We start from the raw sequence: 25,300 nt of genomic DNA on the forward strand, positions 1-25,300 counted from the left end.
CTACTGCGCGATCAGGCTGACATTGTCGAGCGTGAAGGAGGTCTGCTTGCTGCGGTCCTCCCGCATGATGAACGACAGCGTCACCGTCCGTCCCTTGTAGGCCGACAGGTCGAAGGTGCGGATCTGGTAGCCGTCGGCGGCGTCCAGGTTGGTGTACGTCGCCAGTGTGCGCAGCACCGAGCCGGTGCTGCTTCTCACTGATACCGTCAGTTTGTCGTAGGGGAAGGGCTTGACTTCGTCGGTGTCGATATGCAGCGCATAGGTCAGCGTTGCCGACGAGGCGCCCGCAGGGATGGTCACGGACTGGGTCAAGGTCTCGATCGCGTACCGCCCATTGCCGCCCAACCAGGCGTAGCGCGTGCCCTCGTAAGGGGACTGGCCTTCGAAGTCGCCGATCACGCCGGTGGTGCCGCGCCAGCCGGTGGCGCCATTCTCAAAGCCGCCGTTGGTGACAAGGTCGGTGCCGCCGCCGCTTCTGACGGTCAGCATCGCCTTGGCCGAGGTGGCGCTCTTCGCCGGCGACGATGCGTCGCTGACGACGGCATTGAACGTCGCGCCGTTGTCGGAGGCCTGCGCCGTCAACGAGTAGGCTGGCGCGTTGGCACCGGCGATTTCCGATCCGTCGCGGAACCACTTGTAGCTGTAGGGCTGCGTGCCGCCGCTGGCGCCGACGCTGAACGATGCGGTGACACCCGGCGCGACGGTGACGTTGGCCGGTTGCGTGGTGATCGTCACATCGCCGCCATCGGTGGTGGATTCATCGACATCCGCGCCGACGTTGATCGCCGCATACGCGCGCGTGACGGCGATGACTTCTTTCGAACCGGCGCCATACAGCTCCTGCGCCGACGCCAGCACCTTGGAGCGCGCATCGGCGTAGTTGGTCGACGAGGTGAACTTGGTGGTCAGCGATTTGAACCAGATGCGGTAAGCCTTGTCGCTGCCTATGCCCGTCATCGCGGCGGGATTCCTCACTAGGTATTTGCTGTAGTAGTCGGAGCCCGGATCGCTGCTGGAACCCTGCGACAGGAAGTAGAACATGCGGTTATTCGGCCCGCTGGAATAGTGCACGTCCAGGTATTTGATGGAACTGCTCCAGGCATCGGGACTGCGGCCGTCCTTGCTCGGCTTGTACAGCCAGCGCAGCGGCTGGCCGGACTTGCTGATCTCCTTACCCATCATCCAGTCGTTGCCGCCGGCCGGGATCGTGCTGCCGGTGCCGCCCGCGCGCGCATAGGCTTCCACCATCTCGCCGCCGATGTCGGAGTTCGATTCGTTCAAGCCGCCGGATTCTCCGGAGTAGACCAGGTCCGCCGTCGACGCTGTGACGCCGTGCGACATCTCGTGGCCGATCACGTCGATGGAGCCCAGGCTGTAGAAGCTGTCGCCGTCGCCGATGTACATGCACTTGCAGCTGTCGTCGTAGAAGGCGTTGTCGTACTGGGTGTCGACGTGGGCCGCGATGTAGGTGGCGGTGTTGTTCCCGTCCAGCGAATGCCAGCCCAGCGCGTTCTTGTTGGTGTCGTAGGTGTTCATCAAGCCCCATAGCGCATTGACCGCGGCGGTCTGGCCGTTGGCGTTGGTGGTGCTGCCGCCGTTGATGTATTGCTGGCCGTCGCCCCAGGTGTTGGTGCTGTTGGTGTAGATGTTGCCCGGGTCGGGATTGTTGGCCGAGCTGTGGTTGGCGTTGGTGATCGCCATGCCGCCGTACTTGCCGCCGATGCCGCGCGAGTCGTCCAGCATCTGATAGACGCCGCCGGACTGCGAGGTATTGATCGGCACCACGCCGTTGTATTGGCTGTTGCCGGTGCCGACCACCGTCTTCAGCGCTTGCCACTGCGCGATGATATTGCCGTTCTTGGCGTTGACGACGGTGTCGTAGTAGAGCGGCTTGCCGTCCAGCGCCAGGCGCAGCTTGACGTAGTAGGCCAGCTCGTAGCGCTCCACCACCTCCTGCAGGTCCAGCGCATTGAGTTCGGATTCCGGCTTGCCGGTGGCCGACGCCACCCGCTCCGTTTTCACGATGGGATAGAGCAGCAGTTCCGCGCTGGGCTCCCAGCGGTGCGTGCCGCGCGGCGCGATGGAATTGACCGCCACGGTGATTGCGTCGCCGGCGCTCAGCGTCGGCACCAGGTCGGAGACGGCGGAGGGCGCAAGGCCGGTCCCCAGCTTGTTGCGCCGCTCGGATGCCGAGACGCTGACGATGCTGCCGGCGGCGTTGGTGACGATAACCGACTCCGAACCGAATACGCGCAAACCCTTGTAGGTATGCTGGGCGCGGAAGATCTTCTGTCCCACCACGCCCGGATGCAGGCTGCTGAGGCGGAAGCTCAGGTCCGGCGCCAGGCCGCGCGCGGCATCCATCGCCGTCAGCGTGGCCACCAGCCCGGAGCTCTGTTGCGGCGAGAGCGTATTGACCGGTGGGGCCATCAGTTTTTCTGCCGCGAGCGTCGCGGTGGCGGCCATCATCGATGTCGCTGCGGCGACGGCGGTGGTGGCGGTTAGCAGGCGTGTACGCAGGATCATTTCGTCCTCCCAATTTCGATCATTCCAGCTGGCATCGAATGATGTCGCCGATTCCGCGTGGCGGATGAATCACGCTAGAGCGGGGAAGGGCGGGAGGTTCTGTCTTATATCAACAAGTTAGCAACAAGTCAGCGTTTCGCTTCGGCGGTCAGCTGCACCGTGAACAGGTCGTACGGGTAGGTGAACACCCAGTCGGCGTAGCGGGTCTTCTTTGCCAGGCCGGCGTCGTCGTCGTCGAAGCGGTCCTGTTTGACGGGGCGCTGCGTGGAGGCCGAGCGGATGCCGACAATGCGGCCCTGCTGCCGCACCAGCACCCAATCCGGCTTGCCGGTGACGGGGTCGTTGTACAGGCGGCGCAGATGGCGCTTGGCGGCGGGGAAGCGCGGGTCTCTCAGCAGTTCGTCCAGCGTCAGCGGATACTGGCCGGCGCCATTGGCCTTGGTGTAGCTTTCCAGCGCCTGGCGGAACTCGTGGCCGATGAACAGCAGCTCGCGCTCCTTGTCGCGCCGCACGGCGGTGGCGTACAAGCCGGCGGCGATGGTCAGGCCGACGCCCATGAAGGCCACCAGCATCAGCGTCCACAGGTAGGCGAAGCCGCGCTGCCGCCTAGAGCTGTTCGAACGGGATGCCATCGCGGGTCTTTCCTTTGGCGCCGCTGCGGATGTCGGCCACGCCGGGCTTCTCGGCGTCGGCGGAGGGCAGCAGCTGCCAGGTGGTCGCCGATTCCGTCACCGGGTCCAGTGGCACCTTGCGGAAGTAGCGCTGTGCCACCAGGTCCGCCAGCGCCGCCGGGTACTCGCCCTTGTCGGCGTAGTATTTGTCGATGCCGCTGCGGAGCACTTGCAGGTTCTCCCGCAGCGCGACTTCCTTCGATTTGTCGACCGAGCTGAAATAGCGCGGCAGAGCGATGGTGAGCAGCAGCGAGATAATCGCCAGCACCACCAGCAGTTCGACCAGCGTGAATCCCTTGTTGTGCTTCATGGCGTCACCATTGTTTGAGGGGGATGCCGTTCAACCCCAGTATTCCGGAGCGGGAGCTGACATCGAATACGTCTTCGCCCTCGGATGGATTGTCCGGCGGCGAGGCATAGGAGCGCACGGCCCAGCCACCGCCGGCGGCGCTGCTGGCGAAGCCGTTGCTGCTGCCGCCACCATCGTTTGGCGCGAACGGGTCGCGTGGAATGCGGCGCAGGAAGTACATATTCTGCTTGCGCGCGCTGCGCTGGTCCGGCACGCCGGCGACGAGGTCTTCCAGTTTTTTCGGATAACCGGAATCGCCCATCGACAGTTTGATGTGACCGTTGTCGGCGGCGCGCTTGTAGGCGTCGATGGCTTCGCGGATTTCGATCAGCGCGGTGCGCAGCTGGTGCTCTTTTTCGCGCTGCAGCGCCACCTGCGCCATCGGCGCCGCCACCATCGCCAGCGTGGCGAGGATGGATAGCGTGATCATCAACTCGATGAAGGTGAAGCCGCCTTGGGCCTTGCGCAGCATGGTTACTGGCCTTTCTTCGGTGGCGTGTAAGGCTGTGGGTTGATCGGTTCAGGCTTGGCAGGTGGCGCGGACGGCGTGCCGCCGCCGGTCATGCCCGAGCCGCCGGTCATCCCCGAGCTGCCATCCATCGCCGGCGCCGCGGGCGCCAGGGCCGGCGCGGTGTCGCGTGGCGTGGGCGCCATGTCGGCCGCCGTGTCGGGCACCGCCGCCAGCGTCGTGCCGATCTGGCTGCGGCCGCCGATGTCGGTCTCGGTGCCGGAGTTGAACTCCGCCGCCGACAGTTCCGGCCTGCGGATCGAACGCAGCACGCGCGGCGTGATCGACAGCACGATCTCGCTGCGGGTCGAATCGTCCTTCTGGTTGCCGAACAGGCGGTTCAGCATCGGCAGGTCGCCCACGCCGGGTATCTTGTTGGCGGTGGTGCGGTCCTCGTCGCTGATCAGGCCCGCCAGAACCTGGGTCTCTCCGTCCTTCAGCCGCAGCACGGTGGCCGCGCTGCGCGTGCCGATCTGGTAAGCCTTGGTGCCGGATTTGCTTTCGATTTCCTTGACTACGCTGCTGACCTCCAGGTTGATCTTGATCGCCACTTCGTCGTCCAGGTAGACGTTGGGCTCCACGTCCAGCTTCAGGCCCACGTCCACGTAGTTCACGCTGTCCGAGCTGACGCCGTTGTTGGTGGTGACGGTGATCACCGGCACACGGTCTCCGATCAGCACCTTGGCCTTGTCCTTGTTGCGCACGCGGATGCGCGGATTGGCGAGGATATTGCTGTCGGTGTCGTTCTTGTTGGCGTTGATGGTGACTTTGCCTAGACCCAGGCCGATATTGGCGCCGTTGATCTTGCGCAGGTCGCCCACGTTCAGTGTGCCGTACGCGCCGCTGCCCAGCAGGGTCAGGCCGACGCTGTCCGGCCAGCTGACGCCCAGCTCCTGGATGCGCGAGCGCTTCACTTCCAGCACCTCCACCTCCAGCATCACCTCGGGGTCGGCCACGTCCTGCACGGCGATGATGCGTTCAGCCATGCGTATCATCTCCGGCGTGTCGCGCATGATGATGGTGCCGATGCGTTCATCGGTGACGATGTCGCGCGCCTTCAGCAGCGTCTTGAGCGAGAACGCCACCGTCTTCACGTCGGAGTTCGCCAGGAAGAAGCTGCGCACCAGCAGCTGCTGGTAGTCCTTCTGCTTCTGCGGGTTGTTCGGGTAGATGGTGATGGAGCGGTCGCCGGTGATGCTTTGCTCCAGCTGGTTGGCGCTCAACAGCATGCCAATGGCTTCTTCGATGCTGGTGTCGCGCACCGAGATGGTGGCGCGCAGGTTGGGATCGACGTCGCGGTCGAAGACGAAGTTCAGGCCCGATACCTTGCTGATGAAATCGAACACGGCGCGCATGGGCGCGTCGCGGAACTCCAGCGTTACCGGCTTGCGGTAGGCCGCCGCCAGGCGTCCGGCGGCGGGACGCAGGCGGGTCTGGGCGTCGCTGATCTGGGTTTTGAGCCGCAGCAGTTCGCGTTGATTCGGGCGCTCCACCAGCAGTGGGCGCAGCAGCTCCTGCGCCTGCGCCAGGTTCGCTTCGCCGCCGCGCTGGAGCAGCGCGTCGGCCTCGCCCATGACCTTCTGGTGGCGTTGCTCCTGCGCCAGCGCCGCCAGGCCCTGGCGCGCCACCTGGTTGGCCGGATCGATGGCCAGCGCCTGCTCGTACTGCGCGCCGGCTTCGGCGGCCATGCCTTTGAGGCGCAGCGCGTCGGCGCGGCTGTTCATGGCGTTGACCAGTTTGAGTTTGCGGTTCAGCAGTACGATGCGGTACTCGGCGTTGTGCGGATCTTCACGCGATGCCTGTTCCAGCTTGGCCAACCCCAGGTCGACCTGGCCTGCATCCAGCAGGGCATTGCCTTCCTTGAAGGTCTGGTTGCCGGCGCAGGCGGTCAGCAGCAGCGTGACGGCCAGGATGTGCAGGCGGTGTGCGGTGGATTTCAATTGGTGTCCCCTACGACTAAGGTTTGTTTCTGATTGAGCGGCAGGTAGACGAAGTTCATCGTATTGCCGCTGACGCTATCGAGCAGGTAGCTGTCGTTGACCTTTTCGCCGGGACGGGCGACGACGTTCTGGCCATCGATTTGCAGGAAGTAGGCGGTCTTGCCTTCGTCCGTGAAGCGGCCAAGGAACTGGAAGGGCAGGGCTGGCGGCCCGGATGGCGCGCTGGCCTGTTGCGCCACTTGCTGCGCCTGTTCCTGCATGACTTTCTTCGGCGCTTCCGGCGCCCAGCTTTGTTTGGCGAAGACGTTGCCCATTTCGTCGTCGGCGACGCGGGGATGGATTTGCAGGTCGATGCCGTCTGCGCCGGCCGTTGAGACGGAGGTTGCGGCAATGGCGACGGGAGCGGCCACCGGTGCCGCGGGCGTTGCTGGCGCAGGATCGGCTTCGCGCGTGGTGGCGGCTGCGGGGCCGACCACGCCGCCGTCCTGGTCGGGCGCGAACCACGCGGCGATCAGCGTGGCGACGGCGGCGGCGCCGATGACGATTTTTCTCATCGGCGCGTCTCCTGCCGCACCAGCAGCACGAACTGGATGCGGGCTTCGATGTCGCCGGACTCGATCTGGTCGCGCTTGAAGGCGACCGAGTCGAGCGTCAGCGTCGGCAGCGCCTGCAGAGCGCCGATGATGAAGCCCTGCACGCTCGCATAGTCGGATTTGACGGGCAGCGCGATCCGATAGCGCAGGAAGCCTGCCTTGCCGTCCATCTCAGGCTTGTACTCGGCCTTGTTCAGCGCGATGCCGCTTTGCTGCGCTACCCGCACCAGTTCCTTGAGCTGGTCGGGAATCATGTCGTGCGCGGGCAGGTAGGCGTAGAAGGCCGCCACGCCGCTGGCGGCGGTTGGCGCCACCGGATGCGGCAGGGCCGCCGCGCGCGCGGCGGCGTTGAGCTGGCGCGTCAGCGTCGCCTGGCGCTGGTCGAGCTGCGTCGCGTGCCATTGCGCCAGCACGGCCAGCAGCGCGCAGGCGATGCCGGCCACCGCGCCGGGGCCGGTCTGGCGCAACAGGCGGCGCGTTTGCCACGCCAGCCGGGGGACGAGGTTGGGCGCGAGCTTCAGCTTGGGCAGCGCGCCGGATTTCATTGCCGCCATTGGGCCTCCAGCTGAAAGTGGTAGGGCCGCTCGCCGGCGCCCGCCGTCATCTCGTGCTTGACCAGGTACACGGAGCGGAACATCGGCTGCTGGTTGAGGAAGGCCAGGTAGTTGATCATGTCTTGCGCGGTTTCCGCTTCGGCCGCGATTTTCAGCGCGCCGGAGGGGACGGTGGTTTCGGCGCTTTCCTGCGGCGGCTGGCCGTTGAGGTCCAAGGCCAGCAAGGCGATGCGCACGTCGGCCGGCGCGACGATGGATTTGATCAGCCGCGCCACGGGCAGGTTGAGCTGGCGGACGGCTTCGGCGACGGCCTTTACCTGCAAGTCCTGCTCGTGCTGTTGTGCCGGCGCCAGCGCGGGCCGTGTCAGGCGCGTTGGTTGGTCGGCGGCCGACTGGGCGTCCAGCCGCGCTTCCAGCCGGCGTACGGTTTGCAGTTGCGAGATCCAGTTGCCTGCAGCCGGCAGCAGCATCAGCACGCCGATGGCCAGCACGGCCAGGCGCCAGCCGGTGGGCTGCGCGGCGCGCGGCAGGAAGTTCAGGCGCGTCATGCGGCCACCTCCGGCGCGGCTGCCGCCATGGGGTGCTGCGCTACCTGTCCGGCGACGGTGGCGCGCTCGCCGAACGGATTGGGGTTCAGCACGAAGCGCGATGGCAGCGCCTCCGGCACCAGATGCAGCGCGGCGTGCGCTGCTGGCGCCAGGGCCGGCGGCGCGCTCAGGTCCGTCACGGCGACCGTCGCTATGCCTGCCAGTTCCGGTGCGCGCAAGGTCCAGCGCTGCCAGGCTTGCGTCAGTTCGAGACGCCATGCTTCGCTGGCGGGCTGCGACTGGATTGCGACGATGCGGTTGTCGCGCAGCGCCGCCATGGTGATGCGGCCCGGCTCGACCAGCGCCAGCGCGCCGGAAGGCGCATCCGCGTCCTTGCCGTCCTTGCGCGCCCGCCGCCACCCGTGCTGCCGCTGCGTCTCCATCGTGCGCAGTGCGGTGGCCAGCAGTGGTTCGATCACGCGGCACGCATGGCCGCGTTCGGCGGCGGCATCCGTCAGCGCCTGCAGCAGCGTGCTGTCGACGCCGCAGACGAGGCGCGTGTGGCCGTAGGGCGCGTCGTCGCCCACCACGCTCCAGCCGCGCGCGTTGTCGCCGTACAGGGCCGCCAGCTGCGTTTGCAGGAAGCGGGCGGCCGATGGCTCGGACAGCAGGGCGTCGCTCCACGGCGCCAGCGCCAGCTGGCTCCAGCGGCCCGACAGGCTGATGTCCAGCGGCAGCCTGGCGGCCGTGATGGCCGGCTGCTGCAACAGCGCGCGCAACGCATCGATGCTGGCCTGCCAATGGCCGCCCGCGCCCGCGCCGGCAACGGCGATCTGCTGCGCGCTGCCTTCGACCAGCCGCTGGCCGTGGCGCACCACGCACAGCAGCTGCTGCGGCGACAGCAGCACGCGCAGGCGGCGCTGAGTCAGCGGCGCCAGTGCGGCCAATGCGGCAAGACGTTCAGTAAGTGACACGATTAAGCTCCAGTAAAGTCGTTTCTCCCTGCCGCACCAGATCCAGCCCGGCGCTGCGCGCCAGCCGGAAGCCCATGGTGGCGGCTTCCTCCTTCATGCGGCTCACCGGCGCGCGGGTGCAGATCATTTCGCGCATCGCGTCGTTCAGCATCAGCACCTCGGCCACGGCCTTGCGGCCCTTGTAGCCTGTGCCCCGGCAGTGGCCGCAGCCGCTGCCTGCCTTGAAGCGCCAGTCGCGCACGGCGTCGGCGGTCAGGCCGCTGTCGGCCAGGTCTTGCGGATCGGGCGCGATCTCCACCGCGCAGTGCTCGCAGTTGAGGCGCAGCAGGCGCTGGGCCACGATGCCGTTCAGCGCCGCCGCAAAGCTGTACGGGTCCACGCCCATGTGCAGGAAGCGGCCCACTACGTCGAACACATTGTTGGCGTGGACGGTGGTGAATACCAGGTGGCCCGTCAGCGAAGCCTGCACCGCGATCTGCGCGGTCTCGTCGTCGCGGATCTCGCCGATCATGATCTTGTCCGGATCGTGGCGCAGGATGGAGCGCAGCCCGCGCGCGAAGGTCAGGCCCTTCTTTTCGTTGACGGGTATCTGCAGCACGCGCGGCAGCCGGTACTCCACAGGGTCTTCGATGGTGACGATCTTGTCGCGGCCCGTGTTGATCTCGGTGATGGCCGCGTACAGCGTGGTGGTCTTGCCGGAGCCGGTGGGGCCGGTGACGAGCAGCATGCCGTGCGGCTTGGCGGCCAGCCGGCGTATCTGCACGATGGCGTCGTCGTTCAGGCCCAGGCTTTCCAGGCGCAGCGCGGCTGCGGCCTCGGTCAGCGCGCGCCGGTCCAGCAGGCGCAGCACCGCGTCCTCGCCGAAGATGTTGGGCATGATCGAGACGCGGAAGTCGATCTCGCTGCCCTTGACGCGCACCTTGAAGCGGCCGTCCTGCGGCACGCGGCGCTCGGCGATGTCCAGCTCCGCCAGCACCTTGATGCGCGAGATGATCTGCTCCGCCATCTGCAGGCCCTGCACGGTGCCGGCCTGCACCAGCACGCCGTCCACGCGGTACTTGATGACCAGGCTGGCGGCGTCGCATTCCAGGTGGATGTCGCTGGCCTGGAACTTCAGCGCGTCGTAGATGGTCGAGTTGACCAGCTTGACCACAGGGCTGCTGTCTTCGCTGATGCGTATCAGCGAGATGTCCTCGATGGTCTGGTCCAGGTCCGCCAGCTCGCCGTGGCTGCCGTCCTCCATCATGTCCTGCATGGCTTGCTGCACGCTCTCCTGCTGCACCAGGTAGGCGGTCAGGTCGTCGGGATGCGCCAGCGCCACCGTGTAGGCGCAGCCGATCGCGTAGCCGGCCCATTGCAGCGTATCCTCGGCGAAGGGATTGCCGATGACCAGCACCGCCGTGCCGGCGCCGGCGCCGTCGCCGTCGACCTCGCGCAGCAGCACGCAGTCGCGCTGCGCGCAGTCGGTGTAGGAGAGCAGGTCGAAGGCCGGCAGCGCCGCCTGCAGTTTGCTCATCGGCCAGGCCGGATAGCAGAACAGGCTGGCCAGCTGGCGCGTCAGCTCTTCCGGCGTCAGGCCGCTGGCCTCCTGCAGCACCGCCATCGTCGGACGGTTCTGCGCCAGCGCGGCGCTGCGCGCGTCGTGCAGCATCCCGGGGCTGAGCACAGCCGGTTCGCGTGCGTTCATGACAGGCTCCCCGCCAATTCGAAGATCGGCATGTACATCAATACGACAACGCCGCCGATCACTACGCCGATCAGCGTCATCAACACAGGTTCGAGCAGGCGCGAGGCCCAGTCCACCCAGCGGGCGAATTCTTCGTCGTGGAACTTGGCCGAGCGCTCCAGCATGTCGCCCAGGCGGCCGGTGTTCTCGCCGACCTTGAGCAGCGATTGCGCCACCGGCGTGGCCAGCGCGTTCTGTTCCAGCGCGGTGGAAAACGGCAGGCCCTGTTCCACCGCGCGGCGCGTCTGCACCAGCTGCACCTGCTGCTCGGGCAGCAGCATGGCGTTGGTCATCGCCAGCGCCTTCGACAGCGGTATGCCGGCATGCAGCAGCAGCGACAGCGCACGGTAGAAGCGCGCAAGGCGGAACTCGGCGGCCTTGGCCGACAGCACCGGCAGGCGCAGGATGGCCAGCACCAGCCGCTGGCGCATGGCGGCGTTGCCCAGGCCGAGCACCACGCCCAGCACCGCCGCGCCCAGCGCGCCGGCGCACAGCCACGGATGCGCGGCCAGCGTCTGGCCGAACGACAGCAGCATCTGCGAGGCCCACGGAATCTCGCGCCCCGAGCTTTCGTACACCACGCTGAACTTGGGCACCACATAGCCCATCAAAAACAGCGTGACCAGCGTCCCCACCACCAGCAGCATGGTGGGATAGATGGCGGCCGAGACCAGCTTCTTGCGGATGGCGTCGAACTGCAGCTGGTAGCCGACGAAGCGCGCCAGCGCCTCCGGCAGATTGCCCGAGCGCTCGGCCGCGTGCACGGTGGCGACATACAGGTCGGGGAAAACGGCGGGGAAGTCGGCCAGCGTGTCGGAGAAGCTTTTCCCCTGTTGCAGCGAGCGCTGGATGGCGGCCAGCGTGGCGCGCGCGCCGCTGCGGGTTTCCTTGTTCAGCAAGGTGGCGGTGGCTTCGCTCAGGTTCAGGCCCGCCTCGAGCAGGGCCAGCAACTCCTGGCTGAATTGCAGCAGCGGGAAGGGCTGCTTGCTCAGGCGCGTGGGCGCGCCCGCCCCCGCACCGGTGGATTCGGTACTGCCGATGGCCAGCACGCGCCAGCCGTTGCGCGCCGCCTGGCGGATCGCTTCGGCCTCGCTGGCGGCGTCGATCGCTATGGTTTGCGGGCCGGACGGCCCGCCCTGCACTTGGAGATGGAACTGCATTGCATGCGTACTGCCTTAAACATTCGATCAGCCAAAAAAAACGAGGCGGCAACTGGGCTGCCGCCCCCGTAAAAATCAGCCCCGTCGGGTCAGGCGGGGCTGCGTCACCTCACTTACTGGGTGATCAGGCTGACCTTGTCCACCACGAACGAGGTTTGCAGGCTGGAGTCTTCCGTCATCGCGAACGACAGGGTGACGGTCTGGCCTTTGTACGCGCTCAGGTTGAAGGTACGCACCTGATAGCCGCTGGCGGCGTTCACGTTGCTGTACGTAGCCAGGGTGCTCAGCACCGCACCGGAGCTGTTCTTCACCGTGACCACCAGCTTGTCGTAGACGGTAGGGTCGGTTTCAGCGGTGTCGATGTGCAGCGCGAAGGTCAGCGTGGCCGAGCTGGCGGTCGACGGGATGGTCACGGCCTGGGTGATGGTTTCGCTGGCCGTGGTGCCATTGCCGCCCAACCAGGCGAACTTGCTGCCTTCGTAGGCGGTCTGGCCGCTGTAGTTGCCGATCACGCCGGTGGTGCCGCTCCAGCCGGTGGCGCCCGATTCGAAGCCGCCGTTGGTGACGCGCTCGGTGCCGCCGCCGGTGGAGCCGACGGTCAGCGTGGCGTTGCCCGAGGTAGCGGTTTTGACCGGCGACGACGAGTCGCTGACCACGGCGTTGAACACCGCGCCGTTGTCGGCGGTTTGCGCCGTCAGCGAGTAGGTGGCCGAGGTGGCGCCGGAGATGGCGGCGCCGTTACGGTACCACTTGTAGCTGTACGGTGCGGTGCCGCCGGTGGCGCCGACGGTGAACGACGCGGTCGCGCCGGCCGCCACGGTCACGCTGTTCGGCTGGGTCGTGATCGACACGCCGCCCGGCGCCGGCGATTCGTCGACGTCGGCGCCGACGTTGATCGCAGCGTAGGCGCGGGTGACGGCGATGACTTCTTTCGAGCCTGCGCCATACAGTTCCGTCGCCGAGGCCAGCACCTTGCTGCGGGCGTCGGCGTAGTTGGTCGAGGAGGTGAACTTGGTGGTCAGCGCCTTGAACCAGATGCGGAACGCCTTGTCGTTGCCGATGCCGGTCATGGCGGCAGGGCTCTTGACCAGGTATTTCGAGTAGTAGTCGCTCGACGAGCTGGCGTTCGAACCTTGCGACAGGAAGTAGAACATGCGGTTGTTAGGGCCGCTGGAGTAGTGCACGTCGAGGTTCTTGATCGTGCTGCTCCAGGCGTCCGGGCTGCCGCCGTCCTTGCTAGGCTTGTACATCCAGCGCAGCGGCTGGCCGGATTTGCTGATCTCCTTGCCCATCATCCAGTCGTTGCCCGATGCCGGGATCACGTTGCCGGTGCCGCCGTTGCGGGCGTAGGCTTCGACCATCTCGCCGCCGATGTCCGAGTTCGATTCGTTCAAGCCGCCCGATTCGCCGGAGTAGGTCAGGTTGGAGGTGGCGTCGGTGACGCCGTGCGACATCTCGTGGCCGATCACGTCGATCGAACCGAGGCTGTAGAAGCTGGAGCCGTCGCCGATGTACATGCACTTGCAGCCAGGTTCGAAGAAGGCGTTGTCGTACTGGGTGTCGACGTGGGCGGCGATGTAGGTGGCGGTGTTGTTACCGTCCAGCGACTGCCAGCCCAACACGTTTTTCAGCGCGTCGTAGGTGTTCATCAAGCCCCACAGCGCGTTCACCGCGGCGGTCTGGCCGTTGGCGTTGGTGGTGCTGCCGCCGTTGATGTACTGCTTGCCGTCGCCCCAGGTGTTGGTGCTGTTGGTGTAGATGCTGCCGGCGTTCGGGTTGTTGGCCGAGCTGTGGTTGGCGTTGGTGATCGCCATGCCGCCGTAGGTGCCGCCGGTGCCGCGCGTGGAGTCCAGCATTTTGTAGGTGCTGCCCGACTGCGAGGTCTGGATAGGCACGGCGCCGTTGTACTGGCTGTTGCCGGTGCCGACCACGGTCTGCAGCGCTTTCCACTGGGCGATCACGGCGCCGGTCTTGGCGTTGACCATGGTGTCGAAGTAGACCAGCTTGCCATTGTCGGCCATGCGGGTTTGCACGAAGTAGGCCAGCTCGTAGTGGTCGACCACTTCCTCCAGGTCCAGGGCGTTGAGCGCCGATTCGGACTTCTTCAGGGCCGAGGCCACGCGCACCGATTTCATCACCGGATAGATCAGCAGCTCGGCTTTCGGTTCCCAGCGGTGGGTGCCGTTCGGCGCCACGGTCTTGACCACCTGCGCGATGGCGTCGGTGGTGCTCAGCGTAGGGGTCCAGTCGGCCGGGGCGACGGTGGCGGAGCGGCCGCCGCCCGATGCGGCGGCGCCGGCATCGAGCTTGGCGCGGCGGTCCGACACCGATTCGCTGATGATGTCGCCGGCGTCGTTGGTGACGACCACCGATTCCGAACCGAACACGCGCAAGCCTTTGAACGTGTGGTTGGCGCGGGTGATCTTCTCGCCGACCACGCCAGGGTGCTGGCTGGCGATGCGGAAGCTGTGGTCTGCGCTCAGGCCGCGCTGGTTGTCCAGTGCGGCGAGTTTGGCCACCAGCCCGGCGCTCTCTTGTGGAGAGGCCTGGGCCACCGGTGCGGACATGAGCTGTGCCGCCGCTTGGGCTGCGTTGGACGCCATCATCGGCAGTGCGGCGACGATGGAAGCAGCAAGTAGGGTCTTACGTAAAGTCATCTCTTCTCCATGGGGTCTGTGTGTGTTTTCGCTTGGTGCAGCCTTGGCCGGGATAGTGGCCAACCCGGCGTTCCCAGCGCCGTGCCGGCGGTGGCCGGACAGCGTTTTTTTTGAGGCAAAACGGCGAGTAGGGGCGACACTATTCCTGTCGAGATCACGAAGTCAAAAAACTTGGAAAATTAGTCACAGAATAAAAAAATGTCCGAAATTAGACAATTCCACGAGGCACCGAACGATGCGGAAGGGGAGCAAAAACCGCCGTGCATACCAGATGCGCGCGGCTACAACGCGCACGATAGACGGGGTTTGTCTTATATCAACAACGAAGTAGATGCTGAGCTCTATTTTCGGTGGCTTCACAACACTATGCCCAAAAATTCAGCAAATCGTGGTTGCAGAGTTCTAATATTGCGAATTAAACTAGTTGACGCCAGCACAAATAACGTTCGTGACTGGCATATAAAAAGCGCAGGGCACGACCCTTGGTAACAAGCGCAACGGGAACCACAGGAAGAAGAAAATGACCGCATACCCAACGCACAACGTCAGTTCCGCCCGCGCACTGCGCGCCGCTCACACCACGGCGCCGCCCCCGCTTTAGCCTAGCCTCCATTTAACATCGCTTGCCGCGTCCTGTCTGCCGCCGCACCCCATCCGGGACGACGGCCGGGGATTGCGTCGCCGCGCCGCCGCCGACCACGGTGTGCAGTCCGGCCCAGCGCCTGCTATCTGTTTTGTTTTTGTCCGCCGGCGCGCGGACAGGGGAGCTTGTATGCTGTCGATTGCTACCAAAGTAGAACGCATCGTCATGGAGTCGTCCTTTCTCACCGAAGGGTTGCGGCGCAATCTGATCAACCTGTCGGAACTGGCGCGCCAGCTGCAGCCGCAGCTTGAAAGCGATATGTGGAAGCCGGTCGGGCAGGCGGCGGTGGTGATGGCGCTGCGCCGCGTGGCCGAGCGCCTGCCGGAGGCGAGCCGCCACGAGATGGCGCTGGCGCAGAAGACCGGCGAGCTGACCACGCGCACCGAACTGACCGAGTACACCTACCGCTATTCGGACAGCATCAACGAATGCCACCGCCAGCTGCTGTCCAAGGCCGAGCCGATGCGCGGCGCCTTCGTCACCGTCACGCGCGGCGTCAATGAGGTGATGGTGATCTGCAGCCGGGTGCTGACGGGGATGGTGGAGGAGGTGTTCGCCAACGAGCGGCTGCTGGCGCGGCAGGACAACCTGAACGCGGTGACGCTGCACCTGAATCCGGACACCAGCCGCACGCCCGGCATCTATCATGCAATCCTCAAGCAGCTGGCGTGGGACAAGATCAACCTGGTCAACATGATCTGCACCTACACCGAGCTGACCATCCTGCTGGAGCAGAACCAGACCGGCGCGGCGTTCACGGTTCTTTCGAAGATCGTGACGCAGTAAGGGCTCAGGCCATCCAGAAGAAGACGGCGGTCATGCGCTTGTCGTCACGGTCGCAGCCGAAGTAGCCGCTGGCCGAGTGCACCATGTTGGCGCGGTACAGCAGCATGCGGTTGAAGCGGTTGTCGACGTGGTGTTCTTCGTGCCAGGCCTGGGGCGGCAGGCTGGTGACGCCCAGCGCCTCGCGCAGGTTGGCGTGCGGCGGGCTGCAGTAGTTGCCGCCCAGCGTGCCGTCCGGATAGCGCAGGCGGTAGAACGAGGTGCCGGCTTCCGGCAGCGGCTCGGGCGACAGGTAGATCACCGCCGCGTAGCGGCACAGCTTGAGCGAATCGGTATGCGGACGCGGGCCGGACTCGATGCCGCCCACCAGCTGCACGTAGTTGTGATTGAGCGTGCTGCCCGTCGGCGTGGCTTCCTGCCACAGCTTCTTCGCGCCGGTGACTTTCTTGACCCAGGCTTCCACCTGCGCCAGTTCGTCCGGCAGCAGCGCGCCCTTGCTGCGCATGCCGGGCCATGGTTCCGGGCGGTGCGGCGCGCCGAGCTCCCAGTCCTCGCGGGCGAAGCAGCGTTTGGCCACTTCCTCCGCGTTCGGCAGGATGTTGTCCATGACCCAGTAATCGCGCCCCAGCTGCGGTTTGCGATAGGTGAGCGTGGGGCGCGCCATGCTTACTTGGCGAGTTGCCCGCGCACGCGGGCGATGGCCTTGCGCACCTGGTTGGGCGCGGTGCCGCCGACGTGGTCGCGCGCGGCGACCGAGCCTTCCAGCGTCAGCACGGCGAACACGTCCTGCTCGATCAGCGTCGAGTAGGCGCGCAGCTGGTCCAGCGACATCTCGGCCAGGTCGATCTTCAGGTCGTCGCAGGCGCGCACGGCGTGGGCCACGGCTTCGTGGGCGTCGCGGAACGGCAGGCCTTTCTTGACCAGGTAGTCGGCCAGGTCGGTGGCGGTGGCGTAGCCCTGCAGCGCGGCGGCGCGCATCGCTTCCGGCTTGACGCTGATGCCGCCGGCCATGTCGGCGAAGATGCGCAGCGTGTCGACCACGGTGTCGACGGTGTCGAACAGCGGTTCCTTGTCTTCCTGGTTGTCCTTGTTGTAGGCCAGCGGCTGGCCTTTCATCAGGGTCAGCAGGCCCATCAGGTGGCCGTACACGCGGCCGGTCTTGCCGCGCGCCAGTTCCGGCACGTCCGGGTTTTTCTTTTGCGGCATGATCGACGAGCCGGTGCAGAAGCGGTCGGCGATGTCGATGAAGCCCACGCGTGGGCTCATCCAGATCACCAGTTCTTCCGACATGCGCGAGACGTGGGTCATGATCAGCGAGGCGGCGGCGGTGAACTCGATGGCGAAGTCGCGGTCGGACACGGCGTCCAGCGAGTTGTGGCAAACGTCGTCGAAGTCCAGCGTCCTGGCGACGCGTTCGCGGTCGATCGGGAAGGTGGTGCCGGCCAGCGCGGCGGCGCCCAGCGGCAGGCGGTTGACGCGCTTGCGGCAGTCGGCCATGCGCTCGGCGTCGCGGCCGAACATTTCGACGTAGGCCAGCATGTGGTGGCCGAAGGTGATCGGCTGCGCCACCTGCATGTGGGTGAAGCCGGGCATGATGGTGTCGGCGTTCTTCTCGGCCAGGTCGGTCAGGGCGCCGCGCAGGGCGCCCAGCAGCTCGACCACGTCGTCGATGGCGGCGCGCACGTAGAGGCGGATGTCGGTGGCCACCTGGTCGTTGCGGGAGCGGCCGGTGTGCAGGCGCTTGCCGGCGTCGCCCACCAGTTCGGTCAGGCGTTTTTCGATATTCAGGTGCACGTCTTCCAGGTCCAGCAGCCATTCGAACTGGCCGGCTTCGATCTCGGACGAGATCTGCGCCATGCCGCGTTCGATCTCGGCGCGGTCGGCGGCGCTGATGATGCCCTGCGCGGCCAGCATTTCGGCGTGGGCCAGCGAGCCCTGGATGTCGGCCTTGGCCAGGCGCTTGTCGAAGAAGACGGAGGCGGTGTAGCGTTTGACCAGGTCCGAGACGGGTTCGTTAAAACGGGCCGACCAGGCTTCGCTTTTTTTGGAAAGTTGTGCAGTCATAGTGGGGAAGGCTTGTGCGTGTGATTGATGTCGACAACGATTATAAACCGCAAGCTGCTCAAAAATATGTCAACATTGGCTTTTTGATTATCGAAATCATGACGACTCTGCACATCGGCACCAACAAGGCGGATCTGGACGTGCCGCTGATTCATCAATTTATCAGCGAGCAGTCGACATGGGCGATCGGCATGCCGCTGGCGGTGCTGGAGCGGGCGATCGAGCATTCGCTGTGTTTCGGCGCGTATCTGGAGGGGCGGCAGATCGGTTTTGCGCGCGTGGTGACGGACTGCGCCACCTTCGCCAACCTGCTCGACGTGTTCGTGCTGCCGGAGTTTCGCGGCCGGGGCTTCAGCAAGCAGCTGATGGAGGCGGTGCTGGGCCACCCGGATTTGCAAGGCCTGCGCCGCTTCACGCTGGCGACCGGCGACGCCCACGGCCTGTACGAGAAATTCGGCTTCACGCCGCCGTCGCGGCCGGCGACGCTGATGGAGCGCTACTTCCCCAACATCTACAGCAACTAGGCTGGTGTCCAGGCTGGGGTCACAGGCTGGGGTCAAGTCTGACATTTGCAGGCTGGGGTCAAGTCTGACATTTGGACACAGGCTCAACTGTAATGCGGGCTACAGTCGAGTTCGTGTCCAAATGTCAGACTTGACCCCAATGTTTTATTGCCAGTTCATCAGGCAGGGCGGCACCAGCAGGGCCAGCGCCAGCACCGCGTAGATCAGCTGCAGCGGCACCATCCACTTGGCCCAGGTGATCCACGGGATGCGCGCCAGCGCGAGCACGCCGACGGTGATGCCCGACGTTGGGATCATCGGCGTGGTGAACTCGCCGAACTGGAAGGCCAGGATCGCGGTCTGGCGCGTCACGCCCACCAGGTCCGCCAGCGGCGCCATGATCGGCATGGTCAGCGCCGCCTGGCCGCTGCCGGAGTGGATGAAAAAGTTGATCACGGTCTGGATGCCGAACATCTTCCACGCCGCGAACACGGGGCTCGACGACTGCACCAACGGCATCAGCGCGTGCAGCATGGTGTCGATGATGTGGGCGTCGCGCGCCAGGATCATGGTGCCGCGCGCCAGCGCGATCACCAGCGCCGTGCCCACCAGGTCGCGCGCGCCCTGGATGAAGGCTTCGACGATCTGCGTCGAATCGAGCTTGCCCACCAGGCCGATGACGATGCCCATGGTCAGGAACAACGCGGCGATTTCGTCGATGTACCAGTCGTAGCCGACCACGCCGCCCACCATGATCGCCAGCGAACCGACGAAGATCGCCAGCACCAGCTTGTGGTTGTTCGTCATGCCGTGGAACTCGCCCAGGCCGTGCGGCTGCTCGCGGCGCTTTTCCAGGTCCAGCGCGTAGGTCGGGCTCAGCTCCGGCGTCTTCTTCACGCGCGCGGCGTACCACATCAGGAACGCGATGGTGATGGCGGTGGCGATGAACCACACGATCAGCCGGTAGGCCCAGCCGGAAAACACCGGAACGCCGGCGATGCCCTGGGCGATGCCGACGTTGAAGGGGTTCAGGAACGCGGCCGAAAAACCAACCTGCGAACCCAGGAAGGGGATCGATACGCCGGTGACGGTGTCGTAGCCCAGGGCCAGCGCCAGCGGCACGAAAATCAATATAAACGGTATGGCTTCCTCATTCATGCCGAAGGTGGCGCCGCCGATCGAGAACATGGTGACGAACACCGGTATCAGCGCCTTCTGGATGAACACCGAGCTCTCGTGCGCGCGCGCCAGCGACTTGATCATCGCGTCCACCGCTTCGGTCTTCTGCAGCACGGAGAAGGCGCCGCCGACGATCAGCACGAAGCCGATGATCAGCGCGGCGTCGACGAAGCCCTTGATCGGCGCCTTCATCAGCGCCGTCACGCCCTGCGGCGCGCTGGCGATGTAGTGGAAGCTGGACGGATCGATCAGCTGCTTGCCGTTGACCAGATGGGTGTCGTATTTGCCGCCGGGGACCAGCCAGGTGGCCGCCGCGATCAATGCCAGGATGATGAACAGCAGGACGAAGGTGTGCGGCAGCTTGAATTTTTTAGTGGTCATGGGAGTCGATGTCATTGGCTCAGCAGATCGCCGGCGCGGTAGGCCTGGGCGCCGGCGACTTTGCCGACGTTCATGCCACGGATGACGTGGCGGTGCGCGCTGCGGGCGAAGAACACGCCGGCCACGCCGGCGCGTATCGTCGTGGTCTCGCCGCTGACCGGATCGATCAGGTCGGCCACGGCGTCGCCCGGCGCCACGTGCGCGCCCAGCTCGCGGGTGTAGACCAGGATGCCGGCGTGCGGCGCGTACAGCGGCTCGACGCCTTCCAGCGGCGTGGCCGCGCACAGCGGCGCGGGCAGCACGGCGGCCGCCGCCGCGGCCGCGGCGTCTTCCGCCTGCAGCACGCCGTTCAGCGTCAGGAACTGGATCAGGCCCGCGGCGTCGCGCTCGGCCAGCGCGTAGCTCACTTCCATTTCGCCGCGCAGCTCGATGGTGGTCGACAGGCAGGCGGCGGGGATCGGATAGCGGCCTTCGAAGTGCTGGTCCAGGTCCCACCACAGGCGGCTGCAGGCTTCGTCGAACGGTTCGCCGCCGGCCTGGTAGGCCAGCAGCAGCGCGTGTGCGCCCATGATGGCCGACAGCGGCGCGATGCCTTCGGCCAGCGGCGTGCCGGCGTAGATGTGCAGCACGGCCTCGTTGTCGCAGTGCAGATCGAGCACGATGTCGGCGTCGACCGCCAGCGTCATCAAGGTTTTCTTCAGCGTGTCGGCGTCGGTGGACGGCTGCCAGGCGGCGATCGAGGCGCGCGCGTGTTCGCGGATCAGGCGCACGTTGGCGTCGGCATCCTGCCCCAGCAGGCCGGCCAGCGATTTTTTCAGGTCGTCCGCCACGTGCTTGTACGAGCGGTTGAAGTTGATGCCGGTGGTGAGGTCGAAGCGGCCGAAGGCGGCGCCGTGGATGGCCTGCGCCAGGCCGATCGGGTTCGCGGCCGGCACCAGTATCACTTCGCCGGCGATGCGGCCGGCCGCTTCCAGCGCCGTCAGCGTCTTGCGCAGATACTGCGCCACCAGCATGCCGGGCACTTCGTCGGCGTGCAGCGAGGCCTGGATGTAGACCTTCTTGCCGGCGCCCGGGGCGCCGAAGTGGAGGCTGGTCAGTTCGAAGGCGGCGTTGCTGTGCGGGCCGGAGAGGGGATGTTTGTGTACTTGCATGGCGGGGCGGACTTTTTCGACAAAGATTGAGTATGTAGCACTATTTTCACAAAGTAAATCGCTGGGCGGCGAAAGGGGGGCCGGTTTCTTGAGTTTTGGCGGCGATGTGCGTACAGTTAGTTTAATAGAATTATTTAGAATTGTTTACATAACCGCCAGAGAGAAAATTATGGGTGTAGTACACAGCATGCGGGTAACGACGATGACACAGTCGGTGCGACTGGCCTTGAGCGCGGGCGCGGTGACGGGTTTGCTGGCGCTGATCCAGCCGGCAGTGGCGCAGGACGCGCCGGCCACCACCAGCGCCGCGCCGATTCCCAAGGTGGAGATCACCGGCTCGGCGATCCGCCGCATCGAATCGGAAACCGCATTGCCGGTACAGGTCATCACCCGCGAAGAGATCGAGAAGGCCGGCGTCACCACCGCCTCGGAGCTGATGGCGCGCGTGTCGGCCAACGTCGGCGGCCTGACCGACGGCGCCAGCATCACCGACGGCCATGATCAGCGCGGCTTCAACAGCGCCAACCTGCGCGGCATCGGCACCTCGTCCACGCTGGTGCTGCTCAACGGCCGCCGCATGGCCAACTTCGCCTCGCCCGGCGACGACACCGGCGTCGACTTGAACAACATCCCGGCCGCCGCCATCCAGCGCGTCGAGGTGCTGCTGGACGGCGCCTCGGCGCTGTACGGCACCGACGCCATCGGCGGCGTGATCAACTTCATCACGCGCAAGGACTTCCAGGGCGTGGAGCTGAACGCCTACGGCAGCAAGACCAAGGAGGGCGGCGCCGGCAAGCGCACCGCCACCCTCACCGCAGGCACCGGCGACGTCGCCAAGGATGGCTACAACGTGTTCGCGGTGGTGGACGTGCAGCGCACCGACGCGCTGAGCACCTCGCAGCGCAAGTTCATCGGCAACCTGCAGATCCCCGAGCGCCTGCCGCACCTGCTGTCGGGCTATACGTCGCCGGCCAATATCCGCCTGACCGGCGCCCAGCGCGACTACCTGCAGGAGCAGGGCTTCACCATCAACGGCAAGCCGATCACCAACCGCACCATCAACCCGTCAATTCCGGGCTGCTCGGCGCCGGCAAATCTGTACCTGCCGGCCGGTATCGGCGGTGTCGATGCCTGCACCTACAACTACATGGGCGACACCGAGCTGTATCCGAAGTCGGACAAGGTCAACCTGCTCAGCCGCGGGGTGCTGCAGCTGAACGCCAACAACCAGCTGTTCGCCGAGGTGGCGCTGAGCCGCTCCAAGACCACCTACGTGGCGTCGTCGGCGCGCGTGGCCGCGCCGGTCAACTACAAGCGCATTCCGGCGCTGGCCAAGTACGACCTGACCTCCGATGAGGCCAGCGCCGACGACGACGTGGTCGGCGATGTCGAGCTGCGCATCCGCCTCAACGACGCCGGCCGCCGCACCAGCGAATTGACCAGCGAAAGCCAGCGCTTCGTCGTGGGCCTGACCGGCAGCGTCAACGGCTTCGATTACGACGTCGCCTTGAACCACAGCGTCAACACCATCAAGGACAAGGACACCCACGGCTATCTGCTGTATGACAAGCTGGTGCAGGGCATCTACGACGGCGTGATCAATCCCTTCGGCCCGTCCGACGCGGCCGGCCGCGCGCTGCTCGATTCGATCCAGGTCAACGACGACGTGCGCCATGCGCGCGGCGTGATGGATTCGATCGACTTCAAGGTATCGCACGCGGTCGGCACGCTGGCCGGCGGCGAGGCCGCGCTGGCGGTGGGCGGCGAGGTGCGCCACGAGCGCACCGACTTCACGCCGTCGGCGCTGCTGCTGAGCGATAACATCAACAACGATTCCGCGCCCGACGGCGGCCGCCCGACCAGCGACAAGCGCACCGTGCAGGCGGTGTACGGCGAGCTGCTGCTGCCGTTCACCAAGGAGTGGGAGGCGCAGCTGTCGGCGCGCTACGATCACTACCAGGTGATCGGCGGCGCCGCCAGCCCGAAAGTGGGCGTCACCTACATGCCGGCCAAGACCATGCTGTTCCGCGCCTCGGCCGGCCGCGGCTTCCGCGCGCCGTCGATGTCGGACATGTACCGACCGACGGTGGTCAACAGTACCGCCACGCTGCCCGATCCGGCCTACTGCGCGACGGTGGACAACAACTACGCCGACTGTGCCGACAACTGGGAAACCCACCGCTATTCGAACGCCAACCTGAAGCCAGAGCATAGCCGCCAATACTCGGTGGGCATGGTGATCGAGCCGACCAAGCAGGCCTCGATGACGCTGGACTACTGGAACATCAAGCGCACGGACCTGATCGCCGAGATCGGCGACGACATCGTGCTGGGCAACCTGGCCAAGTACGGCAACCTGGTGCACCGCAAGGCCAACGGCTTGATCGACTACATCGAGCTGCACAAGGAAAACCGCGGCGCCCAGCAGGCCACGGGCCTGGACCTGACGCTGGACTTCAAGGGCGTCAAGACCTGGGCTGGCAACTTCGGCGGCCACCTGTCGGGCACCTATGTGCTCGATTCGAAGATCCAGAACGCGGTGGGCGATCCCTATGTCAGCAACCTGGGACGCTTCGTCACCGACGGCGTGGTGCCGCGCTGGCGCCACACCGTCACCTTCGACTGGGACCGTGGCCCGTACTCGGCCAGCCTGTCGAACACCTATTCGACCGGCTATGAAGACCAGAACTCGGCGATCAACACCGACGACGGCACGGTGGTGGCGGCCAACCGCGTGAAGGCGTATTCGCTGTGGGACCTGTCGGGCGCCTGGCAGGTCAGCAAGGCGTTCAAGCTGCGCGCCGGGCTGCAGAACCTGTTCAACACCGCACCGCCGTACTCGAACCAGGCCGCGTTCTTCATCTCCGGCTATGATCCGACCTACACCGATCCGCGCGGCCGCCGTTTCTACGCCAGCGCCAATTACGCCTTCAAGTAATGTAACGTAATGATGCTTTAAGCCGTATTCAGTAATAGATTGGTATCATCTGCATTATCGACGGCGCCGGGCGAGAGCCCTGGCGCCGGTTTTCATCGGAAGGGCAACATGAAATTAACAGGTTTTACGCTGCGGCGTCTCGTCATGCTATGGCTGCTGGTATTCGTCGGCGGCGGCGTGTGTGCGGCGCAGGTGGCGGTTTCCACGCCGGCCGGCAAGACGCCGCAGGTGCTGGTCAAGTCCAGCAAGCCGGCCAAGGCGGTGCCGCCGCCCAAGCCCGTGCTGGCGCCGCCGGCGGGCAACCTGGTCATCATCGGCGGCGGTCTGCGCGCCGACAACGCCGAAGTCTGGCAGCGCATCGTGACACTGGCCGGCGGCAAGGGCGCGCGCATCGGCGTGTTCGGCTCGGCCTCGATCAATCCCGAGAAATCGGCCCAGAACACGGTCAACAAGCTCAATCAGTATGGCGCGCAGGCCTTCTTCATTCCGCTGGGCGTGACGCTGCCCAATAGCGACTACCGCAAGGCGGCCGAGGATCCGGAGGTGGTGGCGGCCATCCATTCGGCCACCGGCATCTACTTCACTGGCGGCGACCAGGCCCGCATCACCAAGGCGCTGGTGCGCCCGGACGGCAAGCACACGGCGGCGCTGGATGCGGTGTGGGACGTGTACCGCGACGGCGGCGTCGTGGCGGGCAGCAGCGCCGGCGCGGCCATCATGAGCACCACCATGTTCTACGACGCCAAGCCGACGCTGGACATGCTCAAGCAAGGCGTCAACGACGGCCACGAGATCGCCCCGGGCCTGGGCTTCATCGGCGACGACGTGTTCGTCGACCAGCACCTGCTGGTGCGCGGCCGCTTTGCGCGCATGATCCCGGTGATGCTGAAGAAGGGCTACCAGATCGGCCTGGGCATCGACGAGAACAGCGCCATGGTGGTCAACGCCAAGCGCGATGTGGAGATCATCGGTTACAGCGGCGCGCTGTTGCTGGACCTGTCGGCGGCGATCACCGACCGCGGCATCAAGGGCTTCAACATCAGCAACGCCACCATCAGCTATCTGGACCGGGGCGACAAGTTCAATCTGGTGACGCGCGAGTTCACGCCGTCGGCGGACAAGGCGGACAACAAGCTCGATCCCAACCAGCCCGACACCCGCGAGCCGGTGTTCACCAACGACATCCTGGGGAACAACGCGGTGCTGGATTTGATGGTCAACCTGATCGACAACGCGCAGCAGGAAGCCATCGGCATCGCCTTCGGCAATCCGCGCGACGCCTATCCGGACCTGGGCTTCGAGTTCCGCTTCAGTAAAACCATCAACAGCGTCGGCTACAGCTCGACCGAGGTGGAGGCCTATTCGGTGCTCAAGCTGCGCATGGATATCCGCCCGATACAACTGCAGCAGCCGTTGTACCGCTACCGCTAGCGGCGGCGCGAAATCGGGTATATTGGATGGGATGGTGCCTCG

General features: G+C 65.7%; 20 protein-coding genes. 4 read left to right on the forward strand and 16 right to left on the reverse strand.

Going from position 1 to position 25,300, the window contains the following annotated elements; all coding sequences use genetic code 11:
* The 12 genes from DUGA2_RS26760 to DUGA2_RS26815 all read right to left on the reverse strand — a co-directional run bounded on the left by DUGA2_RS26760 (position 1) and on the right by DUGA2_RS26815 (position 14,185).
* Entirely contained in the window at positions 1-2,526 is a 2,526-nt protein-coding gene (locus DUGA2_RS26760; RefSeq protein WP_070272445.1) for a M4 family metallopeptidase, read from the reverse strand.
* Positions 2,527-2,654: 128 nt separating this feature from the next.
* Positions 2,655-3,158, reverse strand: coding sequence for a type II secretion system protein (locus tag DUGA2_RS26765; protein WP_070272446.1), 504 nt, complete (start codon positions 3,156-3,158; stop codon positions 2,655-2,657).
* The gene (locus tag DUGA2_RS26770; RefSeq protein ID WP_070272447.1) at positions 3,133-3,507 is read right to left on the reverse strand and encodes a type II secretion system protein; all 375 of its coding nucleotides are present in this window, start codon (positions 3,505-3,507) and stop codon (positions 3,133-3,135) included. The genes DUGA2_RS26765 and DUGA2_RS26770 overlap by 26 nt, the downstream gene beginning before the upstream one ends.
* 4 nt (positions 3,508-3,511) lie before the next feature.
* Positions 3,512-4,018, reverse strand: coding sequence for a type II secretion system protein (locus DUGA2_RS26775; RefSeq protein WP_070272448.1), 507 nt, complete (start codon positions 4,016-4,018; stop codon positions 3,512-3,514).
* 2 nt (positions 4,019-4,020) lie between these two features.
* Positions 4,021-5,994 carry a secretin and TonB N-terminal domain-containing protein gene (locus DUGA2_RS26780; RefSeq protein ID WP_070272449.1) on the reverse strand — a complete coding sequence of 658 codons (1,974 nt, stop codon included), beginning with the start codon at positions 5,992-5,994 and terminating at the stop codon, positions 4,021-4,023.
* Positions 5,991-6,548, reverse strand: coding sequence for a hypothetical protein (locus tag DUGA2_RS26785; RefSeq protein WP_070272450.1), 558 nt, complete (start codon positions 6,546-6,548; stop codon positions 5,991-5,993). Before DUGA2_RS26785 ends, DUGA2_RS26780 begins: the two co-directional genes overlap by 4 nt.
* The gene (locus tag DUGA2_RS26790; RefSeq protein WP_070272451.1) at positions 6,545-7,141 is read right to left on the reverse strand and encodes a hypothetical protein; all 597 of its coding nucleotides are present in this window, start codon (positions 7,139-7,141) and stop codon (positions 6,545-6,547) included. Before DUGA2_RS26790 ends, DUGA2_RS26785 begins: the two co-directional genes overlap by 4 nt.
* Entirely contained in the window at positions 7,129-7,689 is a 561-nt protein-coding gene (locus DUGA2_RS26795; protein ID WP_070272452.1) for a hypothetical protein, read from the reverse strand. The genes DUGA2_RS26790 and DUGA2_RS26795 overlap by 13 nt, the downstream gene beginning before the upstream one ends.
* On the reverse strand, positions 7,686-8,642 hold the full coding sequence (locus DUGA2_RS26800; protein ID WP_070272453.1) for a hypothetical protein: 957 nt from the start codon (positions 8,640-8,642) through the stop codon (positions 7,686-7,688). The genes DUGA2_RS26795 and DUGA2_RS26800 overlap by 4 nt, the downstream gene beginning before the upstream one ends.
* Positions 8,629-10,329 (reverse strand): GspE/PulE family protein, encoded by a 1,701-nt coding sequence (locus DUGA2_RS26805; protein WP_070272454.1) that lies wholly within the window; start codon positions 10,327-10,329, stop codon positions 8,629-8,631. The genes DUGA2_RS26800 and DUGA2_RS26805 overlap by 14 nt, the downstream gene beginning before the upstream one ends.
* On the reverse strand, positions 10,326-11,528 hold the full coding sequence (locus DUGA2_RS26810; protein ID WP_070272455.1) for a type II secretion system F family protein: 1,203 nt from the start codon (positions 11,526-11,528) through the stop codon (positions 10,326-10,328). The genes DUGA2_RS26805 and DUGA2_RS26810 overlap by 4 nt, the downstream gene beginning before the upstream one ends.
* 113 nt (positions 11,529-11,641) lie before the next feature.
* Positions 11,642-14,185: a M4 family metallopeptidase gene (locus DUGA2_RS26815; RefSeq protein ID WP_070272456.1), complete on the reverse strand. Its 2,544-nt coding sequence runs from the start codon at positions 14,183-14,185 to the stop codon at positions 11,642-11,644.
* A 772-nt stretch (positions 14,186-14,957) separates the two neighbouring features.
* Between DUGA2_RS26815 and DUGA2_RS26820 the strand changes: the two genes are divergently transcribed.
* Positions 14,958-15,614, forward strand: coding sequence for a hypothetical protein (locus DUGA2_RS26820; protein ID WP_070272457.1), 657 nt, complete (start codon positions 14,958-14,960; stop codon positions 15,612-15,614).
* Positions 15,615-15,618: 4 nt separating this feature from the next.
* Here DUGA2_RS26820 and DUGA2_RS26825 read toward each other — a convergent pair whose 3' ends face one another.
* The gene (locus DUGA2_RS26825; protein WP_070272458.1) at positions 15,619-16,275 is read right to left on the reverse strand and encodes a DUF6445 family protein; all 657 of its coding nucleotides are present in this window, start codon (positions 16,273-16,275) and stop codon (positions 15,619-15,621) included.
* Between the two features lie 2 nt (positions 16,276-16,277).
* Positions 16,278-17,675 (reverse strand): argininosuccinate lyase, encoded by a 1,398-nt coding sequence (gene argH / locus DUGA2_RS26830; protein WP_070272459.1) that lies wholly within the window; start codon positions 17,673-17,675, stop codon positions 16,278-16,280.
* Positions 17,676-17,773: 98 nt separating this feature from the next.
* On the opposite strand from argH, the gene DUGA2_RS26835 reads away from it, so the two are divergent.
* Entirely contained in the window at positions 17,774-18,199 is a 426-nt protein-coding gene (locus tag DUGA2_RS26835; RefSeq protein WP_141753391.1) for a GNAT family N-acetyltransferase, read from the forward strand.
* Positions 18,200-18,343: 144 nt separating this feature from the next.
* Here DUGA2_RS26835 and DUGA2_RS26840 read toward each other — a convergent pair whose 3' ends face one another.
* Together DUGA2_RS26840 and DUGA2_RS26845 are read right to left on the reverse strand one after the other, a co-directional pair.
* Entirely contained in the window at positions 18,344-19,738 is a 1,395-nt protein-coding gene (locus DUGA2_RS26840; RefSeq protein WP_229214781.1) for a YfcC family protein, read from the reverse strand.
* A gap of 11 nt (positions 19,739-19,749) precedes the next feature.
* Positions 19,750-20,889, reverse strand: coding sequence for a succinylglutamate desuccinylase/aspartoacylase family protein (locus DUGA2_RS26845; RefSeq protein WP_070272461.1), 1,140 nt, complete (start codon positions 20,887-20,889; stop codon positions 19,750-19,752).
* Between the two features lie 169 nt (positions 20,890-21,058).
* On the opposite strand from DUGA2_RS26845, the gene DUGA2_RS26850 reads away from it, so the two are divergent.
* Positions 21,059-23,827, forward strand: coding sequence for a TonB-dependent receptor (locus tag DUGA2_RS26850; RefSeq protein ID WP_083296489.1), 2,769 nt, complete (start codon positions 21,059-21,061; stop codon positions 23,825-23,827).
* 108 nt (positions 23,828-23,935) lie between these two features.
* The gene (locus tag DUGA2_RS26855; RefSeq protein WP_070272463.1) at positions 23,936-25,258 is read left to right on the forward strand and encodes a cyanophycinase; all 1,323 of its coding nucleotides are present in this window, start codon (positions 23,936-23,938) and stop codon (positions 25,256-25,258) included.
* Positions 25,259-25,300: the final 42 nt, after the last annotated feature.

It is taken from the genome of Duganella sp. HH101, from assembly GCF_001758795.1.
GTDB lineage: Bacteria > Pseudomonadota > Gammaproteobacteria > Burkholderiales > Burkholderiaceae_D > Rugamonas > Rugamonas rivuli.